The following is a 12,301-nucleotide window of genomic DNA, read 5'->3' on the forward strand; positions in this document are numbered from 1 at the left end:
CACGGTTCTGTATTCTACTACACACCATTACCTGTCCCACAATGAAACAGGAAGATAAAGTACCCAATGAGCTCATGGATGAAGCAGATGAAGACTTATTGGTGATTATGTCGATGAAGGACGATCCGTCGAATCGGGTAAAAGCATACAAAGAGTTTTATAGACGTTATGCTCCTTTTTTATCAAATTATATTAAAAAAATCGTAGGTAAGCAGTTAACCATCCCAGAACAAATGGATATGGTTTATCGAACATTTACAATCGTTTATGAGAAAAGCGATGGGTTTGACACCAGAGGTCAAAAGGATGTGGACAAAATCAGAATTCAAATTCGAGGCTGGCTGGGGCGAATCATAAAAAATGTCTTTTTAACCTATTTGAAGGAAGAATGGAAAGTACCCTGGGAAAACATTGATCCACTTATTGAATATTCGGCCGAAACAACAGAAGCTGAAGAAGCTCCAGTGACCTATAAGAGGCAGCTTCTTGATGAAGCATTGGAGCAACTCAGTGAGCGTGACCGTGAAATGGTTCTAACTTACTATCAGTTTTATGAAAAGGGTGCAGGAAATCAGTCACTCAATATCCCTAAAGAGGTTTTAGACCCGCTTTGTAAATATCACAAAACGACCACAACATATTTTCGACAGATTGTAAAACGAGGTCGAGAAAAGGTAGAAAATTATGTTAAGTCCCATTACCAACCTCATCTAGATAAAAGCCATGTTCAACGCAAATGATCAAAAACTCAATCAAGATTCTGACGAACCAATTGACCCAAGTTTAATTTGGTCGCTTAAAGTTCACGGCGTCGTTTTTCCAGACACAGATGATGAAGTAGAAGAATTTCGGATAAACAATCTGGCCAGTATAGAACCGCTACCCGACTACTTGGCTGATCCAATGGCTATTTTTGACAGAACACGAGCTAGAATTGAAACTAAACGAGCGTGGTCAGTCTCTAATGAATTAAGCATAAATATGGCAATGGCAGCCCGAGAAGGAGGGGAAATCCCAGACGACGTACGTCAGCAAATGGAACGTGATCGTTTAGAAGCACTCAAGAAAAAGGGGCAATGAGTTACGTATTTTGGAATGCTAGACAACGCGTTATCGCAGAATTAGCAGAAACAATTGCTGCAACTTATTTTAAAAAAGCTCCAATAGAACCAGCCCTGATTGCGGATGAAGAAGGTATTTCTTATTGTTACGGCCATTATCAAAATTCATTTGATGGATTATTACACTGTCAGGAAGAGCATTTCCATATATTTTTGAATCTAGATCGATTGGGAGAGAGGGATTGGCCTAGAACCCGATTTACGTTTGGCCATGAATTAGGCCATTATTTTATTGATGAGCATCGAAATGAGTTACTAAGTGGCAAAACACCTGCTCATCCTTCCTTTAATAAATTATTTCAAAAAAATCCTGTCGAAATAGAAGCAGATTATTTTGCTTCCTGCTTATTAATGCCTGCTGATTTTTTTAGAAATTTCTGCGTGCGTTCAATATTAAATGAGGCATTGCTGGAAAACTTATCGAAGCATTTCCAGACAAGCCTTTCATCAACTATTTTTCGCTATTATAATTTGAATATCAGCCCAATAGCAATAATTATGTCAAAAGCTGGTAAAGTCGAGAAAGTAATGGCTACTTCTGACTTTAAGTTTTGGGGTAGACCCGTAAAAGGTTCACCAATCCCACCCACGACAGTAGCAGGAGAATATTACACTCAAGGAAAAAAGTATGATTCCACAGAGCAACTTTTTGCCGATGATTGGTTTACGGATAAAAACGCAGAACAAATACAACTATATGAAAAATGCTATTATTTAGCAAATAACTCAGTAATAAGTTTAATTTGGATTAAAGAAAGGTATTGATTCATAAATTAACATCTAAAGGAATTATTCTAAAACAGTAAATGTGCAATCTTTTGAATAAATCAACCCACGAATCAATAAGGCTAAAGCAATAAGCTTAATAGTAATGGGTTATGTAAATCTAATTTGTTAAATCAATTAAATACGTCTCAATACCCTCCGTGTCATAAGACAAATACCCTTTTACCTGTAGAATTAAAAATCTTCACTTATTTGTTTACAAGTTACTATAGTAGTTGTTAAATATTGTACATCATATGACGTAAATTTTTTTGGAAATTTATTATTAAGTGCTTGAAGTCCTTTGATAAGCCAATCTATTTCCTTTTTATCGTCTACAATTAAATACTTAACATCACTAGCTTTGAAGCTGATGGATTTACTTTCTAATCTCTTATTGAATTCTTCTTTAGATGTATCATTAAGTTCCTGAAATAAAATTAAAAATTCGCTTAGTATAATATCTGTAAGCGGGGGGACGTATCTCCATTCTTTTTCGTTATAATATTTATAGCCTTTACCTTGATTTCTATAAATTCCCTTAGATTTATATGGTTTGAGAAAAGATAAAAGTGCATACGTTAATTTAGCTTTTTCGTAAGAAATATGATTTACTTTTTTAATTTTATCAATCAAATTTCTCACGGAAGGTTTATGCCCCTTATTCATCATAAATTCTTCAGCTATTAAAGAGCTATATAATAAGACTAAATCATTAATATTCTTTCGGTATGTGTTAATATTGCTTGCATTTGAATGTATGTAAGTTACAGGATTAAGACCTTTCTTTTGACCCCAGTTTGTTGATAGACCAATTCCATAGTGATGGTAAATTTTTAAATGATTTTCAACACTTGACAGTGGTATATCGCAGAAGCTAACCATCGGAATATAAATATCTTTGATATCCTCGAAAAAGTCAGGATCAACAGTTGGCTCAAATTCTCTATTATATCTTGGAAAAAAACCTTTTTCAATGATATTTAATAGGAATTCTTTTTTTGTAAAGTGGAAAAGTGTATTTGCGCTTAATAGAGCCATTGATCAAGTAGTTTTATTATCAGTCTGTAACCTCAATAGGTACTGTTTTAAAGTACGCGTTTAGTTATTACGTTACATTCATTAGGTGTGAATATTTATTCATAAAGGTCGAAAGTACGTTATTATAAAGGTTAAATGGTCGGTCAATGAATGTAATCCTTGATTTAAATTATTATAATCATTTTATTTAAAAAGAGCTATTATACGTTGTACTTGCACCGCTTGAAATTGTTTACCCCTGCGCGTACGAAATCCATGTTCATTCAATGTAGAAGCGATGTTACTCCAAGATTCTCCAGCATTACGTAGAGATCTAGCAAAAGCAGCTGCACGACGATTGTTTTCATGCTCTCGGGCATTTTTCTGCCTAACCATTAGCCCCTTTTGAGTAGCATCTGAGGTAAGATTTTCTGGCTTTCCTAATTGGAAGCCAGCTCGTTTTTTTTCAGCTAAAGCTTTCCGGGTCCGATCTCCAATCACTTCCCGTTCGTGTTGGGCCATGGTTGCCATCACGCCGATGGTGAGGGTATTGGCCTCAGGCATATCGGCACATACAAACTCGACACCCGAATCGCGCAGGGTAAAAATAAAAGCGACGTTACGAGTTAGCCGGTCGAGCTTAGCAATGAGTAGGACTCCTCCCTTTTCCTTACAATGAGTAATCGCTTTGAGTAGCTCGGGTCGATTATTTTTCTTGCCCGACTCAATGTCGGTAAACTCGGCTATAATTTCCCCTCTAATATATATATAGGAACTGACAGAGGTACGCTGAGCGGAAAGGCCTAGACCACTTGCCCCTTGTCTTTGGGTCGAAACGCGAAAGTAAGCGACGTACTGTCTGTGTCCAAATTGATGTTCCACGGCACAACTAACGAATTCTTGAGCAAGGTAAGATCAATTTTACATTTTCCAAACGTTCCTTTAAGCCTTGTAAAATATAAAAGAAACTATATTTTTGCTCGACACAGTAACGAACTACCTTATGGTCTATCATGAAGTTCAGTTTCTCACACCTGTTCAGGGGGAGTGGATCACTCTCAAAGAATTTGATGATTCGACCGGGGCACTTTTACCCCTTTCCGACTCCGCCGAGCAATTGAGCCTGGAAGAAGCCGAAACCAGGCTGATGGAGCTCTCCAAGAAATATCCCTTTCTGACCTTCCGGATCAATAAGGTAATTCTATAAAGTGATGGCGAAGAAATCAACACCTGCCCTGGTTAGCACAGTTCTTATTAAATACGTTGCTTACTACCGGGTATCCACCAAAGAACAAGGGGATTCGGGACTGGGGTTGGAAGCTCAGCGCACGGCGGTGGCCGGATTTATTAAAGGGGTTATCCTGGCCGAGTATACCGAGGTCGAATCGGGTAAGAACAACCAGCGGCTTCAATTGGCAGAAGCGATTAATAGAGCCAAGAAAGAAGGAGCAATTCTCATTATTGCCAAATTAGATCGACTTAGCCGCAATGCCTCGTTCATCTTTGCCTTGAGGGATTCGGGGGTTAACTTTCAGTGTGTCGATCTGCCCGATGCTAACACCTTAACCATTGGCATCTTTGCCTCCCTGGCTCAACACGAGCGGGAATTAATCAGTGCGCGCACCAAGGCGGCTTTAGCGGCTAAGATTGCCCAGGGGGCTAAACTGGGGAAGCCGGAAAATCTTACGGCTCAGGGTCAGCAGAAAGGAGGGGAAACAACCCGGCGGAATGCGGTAGTCGACCCGGCAAACCGGCGGGCCTTTTCCGTTGCCGACATAATGTTCAAGGCTGGCAAGAACTATTCTCAAATTGCCGACTACCTCAACCAGTCTGGCTTTCAAACCGTAAGGGGTTGCGCTTTTCAGGCCACTCAGGTCATGCGCTTACTCAAGCGACAGCAGCAGACAGGTTAGGGCTGGATCCCTAGCTTACGGAACCTCGGTTGTTTCACAAACTAAATCTAGTCTAGATTTCCCTGCGTAGCAGTATGGAATACCCTAAAGCAATACATCTACTAAGGATAACCCTTCTCTCATTGATCAAAATATATGTATCAACAGTACTTTAGGAATGCCAAGTGTAGGCGTAAAAGACAGCGGTTCCAAAGCATTCTGACCACGCTTCGAACTATAGCATTTATTATACTACTCTGGCCATCGACGGGGCTATTGGCCCAGACCCAGCCTGAGCCAAACCAGACCTGGCTTAAGGAGTATGATGAATGCCAGGATTATGGGGAGGTCTATGTGGTCAAAAAGATTACCAGGGCCTGCCGTTCCTACCAAACCTATCTTACCGATAAATACGGACGCAAACTAAGTCCCGCTTATCGAGACATTGGGGACTTCGAAGAAGGGCTGGCCGAGTTTGTGCCGATGCAGCTAAGTCCGCAAGGGCATGGATTGCATGGATTTATTGACAAACAGGGGAAGGTTATCGTTGAGCCTAAATACATCGCCACCGACCGGTTCCGCCAGGGCAAAACCTGGGTCATTTATCCCGCGGCCACCCACTATGGGCTTTCCTATATTGATAAGACCGGAAAAGAGGTCTATAAGATTCCCATCCAGCACTACGCAAACGACTACCTGATCAATGAGTCTACAATCGATCACACCTGTAACCACGACACCAAGGAAGATGTGCTGTGGTGGCGAAAGGGCGAATACTTTATTCTTAATTTTAATTTCACTCCCTTTGTTACCGAGCAGATCCAGCGATCCAAACACGTTACTCCGTTTAAATACCAGGGGAAATTTGGCATCATCGACCCCAATTTGGTGCTGAAAGTTCCGGTGGCGCTCGATGCCATTGATGTCGATTACACCTATTCCGGTCAAGGCATGCAACGAGTGCAATATGGGAACAAGTACGGGTACGTGAGTCCTCTGACGGGTGAACTGATCGTTCCTTTCGACTATACTGATACGCGCAAGCCAACTAACGGCCTGTTTTGGGTCAAGAAGAATGGCAAATGGGGCTGTATCGACAAAACCGGCCAGCTGCGCATTCCCCATTTGTACGATGAAGCTACCGGCTTTACCGCTGAAGATAGGTCAGCAGTGGCCATTAACGGTAAGTTCGGCCATATTGACAAATCGGGCAAGGTGCGCACCCCATTGACCTATGATTTTGCCTCGTATTATCAGCATGGCCTCTCGATGGTTCGCATGATGGACAAATACGGCTTTATCGATACGACCAACCGGTTGATTATCCCACTCATCTACGACGAAGCGTTTCCCTTTGACCATTTAACAACGATCGTTGAGCGCTACTGGATTCGATATGAGCTCTCCTTGGATGGTAGGGAGAAATTCATGGGGTTTTCCTACAAGCTGGATGCCGTATTGATTATCATTGGCCTTCTGCTCTTTATCTGGCTCAACAGTCTGTTTCTAAGGGTATTCAGCAAGTTTAGGACCGTGCGGTAGAAGGGCTAGAACTAGTGATGAAATAGCATAGGCCCTTACTGGTCAGGAACTTTCAATAAAGGTTCCTTTAATAAAGGTTAAACTTAACAGACCGAACAAATTACGTTTCGAAAGCTAGTGTGGTAAACCGTTAAATGATCTGATTCAGTACTGTAGTTTTTGATTTGTGCAAAGGCGAATGGGTGTAGGGAAGAGGGGTTAATAACATCAATTTATTTGGGGAGACTTTATTCTAACCCATGACTAGACAGTTTGCCTGCTGGACTACCTTGGAATTATCTGACCTTGTATCCAATAAGAGGAAGCAAATCCAGCCAAACAAATCGTAAAACTACAAATACACAACATATAACTAATTAATTAGTTATATTGCCCCAAAATCTACGGTAGCATGAAGATGTCACTGATAATCAATATACTATCAATAGCCTTCATGGGCCAACTGATGGCTGTATCGCCCTCATTCAGTCAGGAAACGTATCGGCTTAAGGCCGCTATTACAGGCTTGAGTAGTAGCTCAGTCGTTATTCGTTATTCACGGCAAGGCATGCTCATCAATGATACCATTCGTGTCCATCAAAATCAATTTACGCACGCATTAGCCATGACGGATGGGGCTATAGCCACGCTCGTGCTTAACCCAACCACCCAACTTCCCTTCTGGCTCGAATCGCCACTTATTTCCATTACGGGCACATTGGGTACGACTCCTATCTTACAAAGTAGAGGTACACCCGAAAACGATTGGTTAGACTTGTATCGAAAGACGATTGAGCGGCCCTATACGCTGAGAAAGCAGGGAAAATCAAGTGCGGAGGTGGATGCCATCGTTCTTCAACAAGACCAGGCTACTCGTCAATTTATCGCCCAACATCCCACTACACGTACGGCGGCTTATTTACTCTACTGGCAAGCAGTCTATGACACCACTATTTTCGATCAGATAGAACTTCTTTTAGCCAAGTTGAGCCCACAGGTTAAAGCCAGTTATTGGGCCCAAAAAACATTGACGAGAATCAATAATGTTCAAAATCGACCTCGTGTTGGTAAAAAGTTACCCGCATTCAGTTTACCCGATGCCACGGGCAAAACAATATCGCTTACTTCATTCGCCGGTAAATATATATTATTAGACTTTTGGGGTACCTGGTGTGTTCCCTGCATACAAGGTATTCCTGAATTAAAAGCAATTCACGAAAAGTATGGAAGCCGTTTAGCCATTGTCAGTATTGCGCTTGAACGACCATCTGATCGCCAGAAGTGGCTCAAAGCGATTGACAAATATGACATGAATTGGACACAAACAGCCCAATTTACCAGTGCTCGGGAAGGGGTTAACGAGCTTTATAATATTCATGAATATCCTACTTTTCTTTTAGCTGACCCTGAAGGTATTCTGGTGGCAAAAATAAAGTATGGAGAAGTCGAAAGTCAACTGGAACAACTCCTCAAGTAAGTAATGGTAGGCAGTCCTGATGAGCTGAATTAACCCGTCTTCACGTCTTCTTATTAGAATAATCATACTGCCGAATTACAATAGTCTACCTCTTAATCATCCACTTAACCCTTTACGCCTATGCGCTCTTTCATTGTCTCATTGATTGTACTTAGCTCCCTGTGTTGTTCCCTTCATGCCCAACAACTTGATCCTGATTCATCCCCCAACCGGGTCATTTATGCAACGACCGAACAAAAGCCTGAATTTCCCGGCGGCTTACCTAAATTGAAAGAGTTTATTCAACAAAATCTTCACTATCCATCCGCTGCCCAAAAAGCCATGAAGGAAGGTACGGTGTTCATTAATTTTATTGTGAGTGAGCAAGGAGCCTTGGAAGATGTTCGTGTGCGAATGCCCGTCAATCCGGAGTTAGATGCCGAGGCGCTACGACTTATTAAAACGATGCCTACCTGGACACCCGGTAAGATAGCTGGTAAGCCAGTGGCTTGTCGCTATACTCTGCCGATTAAGTTTGCTCTTTAAGCTGGCCGCTTCACAAGCCGTGGACGGGATTGCGCAAAGGCAACCGAGTCGTATTCATGAAAACTTGGTTGCCTACCGTCAAGATGCCCCTTTTTGATTTGGTCAATCAGGATTAACTATACAATTTGGGAGGTGCTCTGCTCACCAGTGCTTGGTTGTAATATGAAAAGAGTGCTAACCTTTTAACCCCTTAATCGTCTTATAATAGCTCCCTTAGGCTAACAGGACAAATTCGTTCAGTTAAAGGCATGAGACATTTTAAAGTGAACTATATAAATACCTGAAAGTCAATTAGTTATTGGCATTTTGGGCTCTTTTAAAAAACGTTCACGAAAACCCTTAGCCAAATGAACGCTTATTTTGACGCAAGAAAGTTACCTGACCCTAGTCTTGAAAACTAGAAAGCGGTTATAAAAAGTGTCTATTCGTAAACTAGCCGCAGAGGATTAATTAGTTGCTTCAAAGGGTTATTTTCCCAATAAGATTAGGGTAGATAAAAGACGCTAAAGCTAATTTTGTGGCAAGATATCCGTGTCGGTTCATGTGGAAGGATGACTTACCTAATAGCCTCTTCATTCAGATGATTCTCCTTGACGACTCTCGGCTGAACGACATCCTCGAACAGCAACAACTCGGCATGAACTGTTATGTGCATCGACAAACAGGCCAACTCATTACCGTTCCGGATCCCGATCAGTTTTCCGAACTGGAAACCCAGGACTGGCAAGCGGATATCCACCAGCTAGAAACATCTCCTGAGCAGTACTGGCCAGTGCCCCGCTTGAGCAGCCGGGATCAATTTCGATTCATGGAAGCGTTTGTTGACCAGCTTCCTGAGGGGGCCTTCCAAAGCAAGCTTTTAGCCATACTGAGTCGCCCCAAACCCTTCCGCCATTTTAAAGACGCTATAGATCGTTCAGGGTCATATCGACTGGCGTGGTTTGCCTTCCGGGACGAGCAAACATTGCTGTGGTTAAAGGGGCAACTGGCCCTGGTTGAGTAAAGGGCTTGGCGGCTATCAGGCGGCTCTTTTTTTCGTAGCGAGCAAGTTTCGTCTTGGCTTTATACAATAAGCTGCGCTATATTCATTAATTCTGTATCTTACTATAGTTCAACATAAGTTCAGTTGAAAAGAAGCTACTACGTCAGATTACTGAGGCTCAAATCGAGTTTTTCAAATCGCTAGGAGAAAAGAGTGATGCTATGATTGTGAAAAGAATGGTACTATTCCTAGTTAAGTTGCATATGAGTTTTATGTTAAGAAACTATTCCAAGAAACATGCTGAAATAAAGGGGAGTAAAAAGATATGAATACAGCCATGTTTAGGGGCTTGTTCTAACAGCAGTGGACCTCCATCTTATAGCTAGGTGAAGCCAATACCGAAGTAGTTTTAAGATAAATGGTACTTTTTATAAATAAAATTCATACACTTTATCGGGTTACCTAACCGATCCATTATGCATTTTTGTCGCTGGTTTATTTTAATTATTTTCCTGTAACTATATGGAAAACGTCTTCTTTCGATTTATCATAATAAGTTTGTTTCTAAGCCATGAGGTTTTCGCTCAGCAACCAACAAAACGAAGCTTCCTTGCAGTTAGAATGGGGTATGTACACTCCACTAGTAGCCTGACCTATTCACAGGAAGTGATGAGCTACGGAACAAATGTAGTTGGCGTAGCTGACAGAAGCGGTTTTTATGGCGGAGTTTTCTATCAACATCCTATTGGGAAAACCCTCGCCTATCGGGTAGAGCTGAATTATCAGAAAAAAGGGTCGAACCAAAATGACCAACTCGGCAACTATATCTATTCATTACCTTTTAATTATATCGGCCTGACGCCATTAGTCGGTTTTACACCCTTGCCAGGATTAGGAATTTTTGTTGGTCCCGAAGCCAATTTACGCGTCAACTCGATACCACCCACGGCTACATTGTCGCCTGCAGCGATTGAGTTGGGCGTAAGCAGTCGGCTGTCCTATCGGTATAAGGCAATAGGCGTGGAGGTGGGTTATTTTAAAGGCCTAAGCCCTTATTATACGTTTAATCTGGGGGGACCAGTAAAAGTTGACTTCACGAATCAGAATTGGCAGGCAGGCATTTTTATCGTGCTGTTCCAATCCAAACGAAGTGAGTGACCTTAGGGGTCGTCCACATTCGTACGAAATGTTCCATCAGGTCAATTTTGCCAGTAAAATGGGGTTGTTAACTCAAAACCACCTTTTTCGCCACGAACTCGATTCAATTAGTTACGTCTATGAAATACTTGTGCCTGCTCTTTATCTTATTTATTAGTATTCATCGGAGCGCTGCCCAACAGACACTAACGCCTGTCCAGTTGGTTTCCTTTGTGGGTCATCATGCCCCTGGAATTGGGGCGGTGCTTACCTGGCAATCCTCAAGGGAGACAAACAACGCCTATTTTGACGTTCAGCGTACCGTCGACTTTAACACGTTTAAAACATTGGGCCGTGTAGCGGGGAAAGGTACCACTGATGTACTCACTGACTACACGTTTACAGACACGGCGATGCCTGAAGGACTTTCTTACTATCGACTTGTTCAGGTCGACACCAATGGGAAACAATATTTTTATCTGAGTATAGCCATATTTCACGGTGATGACACGCCTCCACCTCCGTTAAGAATTACGCCTAGCCCGGTTGAAAATTTAATGAATCTGGATTTGGCAAATGGCGAACGAGTTAGCGAAGCCAGTGTATATAATATGAAGGGGTATCTTCTTCAGAAAACTACGGCTCCCGTGTCAAATGTATCATTGCTCCCTACCGGTGTTTATATCGTGAATGTGCTTACAACTACCGGCCAAACACTCAAGCTACGCTTTATGAAGCAATAAGGGGTAGCTAACACAGTTGAACGGTCGGCCGCTGCCGGTATATCCACCACGTAACGACTTTAGCCTAAATAAGCTTAAATTTGTTTAGCGAACCACCTTTCAAAAAAGTAAAATCCAGGTCATCGAAGCTAGCTTACCCCTAAACCGAAAGAACAGGCTACTAAAGCCTGTTCTCCCTGCACTACGTGCGACCCGATGGCCTTACGTGCGTTTGACGTTGACCGCATTCAAGCCCTTCTTGCCCTGCTCGACATTGTAAGTTACTTTGTCATTCTCTCGGAGTTCTTCGCTGGTAGCTGAAATGTGCACAAACACATCTTCGCTGCCATCATCGGGTTTGATAAAGCCGAAGCCTTTACTCTCATTAAAAAATTTGACGCTTCCTGTAGGCATTGTAATCAGATTAAAGTTTGGCTCAAGGACGGCAGAAGTGGTCAAATTACCAAACTGGGTAGTTCTGCAGTTTCGTACATAATTCGTCGTTTGGCTCTACCAACAAGGTGGATTGTCCTGATAATAGTAAGTTAGCTGTAAAGCTCAGAAAGTCACACCTTTCTGAACCACAGCCTAATAGCTAAAAATTGAAGCTAAATGCTTTGAGAACTGGGGCCAGAAAATGGGTCCAAAAATGATTCAGCCTGTTTCTTTATGATACTGACTTTTTGAGCTAATACCTGCCTATACACGCATACAGAGGGTATGTGACGAATTATGTACGAAACTGCAGAACTACCCAATATATAATACTATCAATCCGAAGCGTCGTCCCGGCCTTGATTTGCTTGAACGTATATGCGCCGTAGAGCCCCGTATATCGGCCGAATACCTGCTGAGGGGTGAAGGAGACCCCTTGCGTAATTTAAGCGCTCCTGCGGCCTTAAACACGGTCCAGCAGCTACGGCAGTTCCAGGTGCAGATGAATGAATTTGTCGAAAGCAAAATAAAAGAACTGGAGGCCTAAACCGGCTTTCTCATAGAGTGGGTTAGTGAAAAGCCGATGCTTCTGGTGTCGGCTTTTTTATGGCCTTTCTTACTGTTTACTCAAGGCCAAAAACGGCCCTTTAGCGATTCCCACATTTTGGATTAACAAACAAACATCTTCTACGGCAGGTTGGGCC

The 12,301-nt window shown here is 42.2% G+C and carries 15 protein-coding genes; 12 read left to right on the forward strand and 3 right to left on the reverse strand.

Annotated features, from left to right (window positions below; translation table 11 throughout):
* Nucleotides 1-41 precede the first annotated feature (41 nt).
* The 3 genes from BM202_RS31490 to BM202_RS31500 are packed head-to-tail and all read left to right on the forward strand — an operon-like array spanning nucleotide 42 to nucleotide 1,886.
* Nucleotides 42-740 carry an RNA polymerase sigma factor gene (locus tag BM202_RS31490; RefSeq protein WP_093833746.1) on the forward strand — a complete coding sequence of 233 codons (699 nt, stop codon included), beginning with the start codon at nucleotides 42-44 and terminating at the stop codon, nucleotides 738-740.
* Entirely contained in the window at nucleotides 724-1,080 is a 357-nt protein-coding gene (locus BM202_RS31495) for a hypothetical protein (protein ID WP_093833748.1), read from the forward strand. The genes BM202_RS31490 and BM202_RS31495 overlap by 17 nt, the downstream gene beginning before the upstream one ends.
* On the forward strand, nucleotides 1,077-1,886 hold the full coding sequence (locus BM202_RS31500; protein ID WP_093833750.1) for an ImmA/IrrE family metallo-endopeptidase: 810 nt from the start codon (nucleotides 1,077-1,079) through the stop codon (nucleotides 1,884-1,886). Before BM202_RS31495 ends, BM202_RS31500 begins: the two co-directional genes overlap by 4 nt.
* Before the next feature lie 195 nt (nucleotides 1,887-2,081).
* On the opposite strand, the gene BM202_RS31505 is transcribed toward BM202_RS31500, so the two are convergent.
* Both BM202_RS31505 and BM202_RS31510 read right to left on the reverse strand, forming a co-directional pair.
* On the reverse strand, nucleotides 2,082-2,927 hold the full coding sequence (locus tag BM202_RS31505; protein ID WP_093833752.1) for an abortive infection system antitoxin AbiGi family protein: 846 nt from the start codon (nucleotides 2,925-2,927) through the stop codon (nucleotides 2,082-2,084).
* 183 nt (nucleotides 2,928-3,110) lie between these two features.
* Nucleotides 3,111-3,788 (reverse strand): recombinase family protein, encoded by a 678-nt coding sequence (locus BM202_RS31510; protein WP_093833754.1) that lies wholly within the window; start codon nucleotides 3,786-3,788, stop codon nucleotides 3,111-3,113.
* Between the two features lie 121 nt (nucleotides 3,789-3,909).
* On the opposite strand from BM202_RS31510, the gene BM202_RS31515 reads away from it, so the two are divergent.
* From BM202_RS31515 to BM202_RS31550, 8 genes are all read left to right on the forward strand, one after another.
* The gene (locus BM202_RS31515) at nucleotides 3,910-4,113 is read left to right on the forward strand and encodes a hypothetical protein (RefSeq protein WP_093833756.1); all 204 of its coding nucleotides are present in this window, start codon (nucleotides 3,910-3,912) and stop codon (nucleotides 4,111-4,113) included.
* A 4-nt stretch (nucleotides 4,114-4,117) separates the two neighbouring features.
* Nucleotides 4,118-4,819 (forward strand): recombinase family protein, encoded by a 702-nt coding sequence (locus BM202_RS31520; RefSeq protein ID WP_093833758.1) that lies wholly within the window; start codon nucleotides 4,118-4,120, stop codon nucleotides 4,817-4,819.
* A gap of 255 nt (nucleotides 4,820-5,074) precedes the next feature.
* Nucleotides 5,075-6,340: a WG repeat-containing protein gene (locus BM202_RS31525; protein ID WP_245776869.1), complete on the forward strand. Its 1,266-nt coding sequence runs from the start codon at nucleotides 5,075-5,077 to the stop codon at nucleotides 6,338-6,340.
* A 445-nt stretch (nucleotides 6,341-6,785) separates the two neighbouring features.
* Nucleotides 6,786-7,796: a TlpA disulfide reductase family protein gene (locus tag BM202_RS31530; RefSeq protein ID WP_218160634.1), complete on the forward strand. Its 1,011-nt coding sequence runs from the start codon at nucleotides 6,786-6,788 to the stop codon at nucleotides 7,794-7,796.
* 120 nt (nucleotides 7,797-7,916) lie between these two features.
* Nucleotides 7,917-8,321, forward strand: coding sequence for an energy transducer TonB (locus tag BM202_RS31535; RefSeq protein ID WP_093833764.1), 405 nt, complete (start codon nucleotides 7,917-7,919; stop codon nucleotides 8,319-8,321).
* Between the two features lie 580 nt (nucleotides 8,322-8,901).
* Nucleotides 8,902-9,324 carry a UPF0158 family protein gene (locus BM202_RS31540; protein ID WP_177236759.1) on the forward strand — a complete coding sequence of 141 codons (423 nt, stop codon included), beginning with the start codon at nucleotides 8,902-8,904 and terminating at the stop codon, nucleotides 9,322-9,324.
* A 600-nt stretch (nucleotides 9,325-9,924) separates the two neighbouring features.
* Entirely contained in the window at nucleotides 9,925-10,461 is a 537-nt protein-coding gene (locus BM202_RS31545) for a hypothetical protein (RefSeq protein ID WP_245776870.1), read from the forward strand.
* A 119-nt stretch (nucleotides 10,462-10,580) separates the two neighbouring features.
* On the forward strand, nucleotides 10,581-11,183 hold the full coding sequence (locus tag BM202_RS31550) for a T9SS type A sorting domain-containing protein (protein WP_093833769.1): 603 nt from the start codon (nucleotides 10,581-10,583) through the stop codon (nucleotides 11,181-11,183).
* Between the two features lie 201 nt (nucleotides 11,184-11,384).
* Here BM202_RS31550 and BM202_RS31555 read toward each other — a convergent pair whose 3' ends face one another.
* Nucleotides 11,385-11,576, reverse strand: coding sequence for a cold-shock protein (locus BM202_RS31555; protein WP_093833771.1), 192 nt, complete (start codon nucleotides 11,574-11,576; stop codon nucleotides 11,385-11,387).
* Between the two features lie 385 nt (nucleotides 11,577-11,961).
* On the opposite strand from BM202_RS31555, the gene BM202_RS37570 reads away from it, so the two are divergent.
* Complete coding sequence (locus tag BM202_RS37570) at nucleotides 11,962-12,144, forward strand: hypothetical protein (protein ID WP_177236760.1); 183 nt, start codon at nucleotides 11,962-11,964, stop codon at nucleotides 12,142-12,144.
* Nucleotides 12,145-12,301 lie beyond the last annotated feature (157 nt).

Origin of the sequence: Spirosoma endophyticum, from assembly GCF_900112365.1 — a bacterium.
Classification (GTDB): Bacteria; Bacteroidota; Bacteroidia; order Cytophagales; family Spirosomataceae; genus Spirosoma; species Spirosoma endophyticum.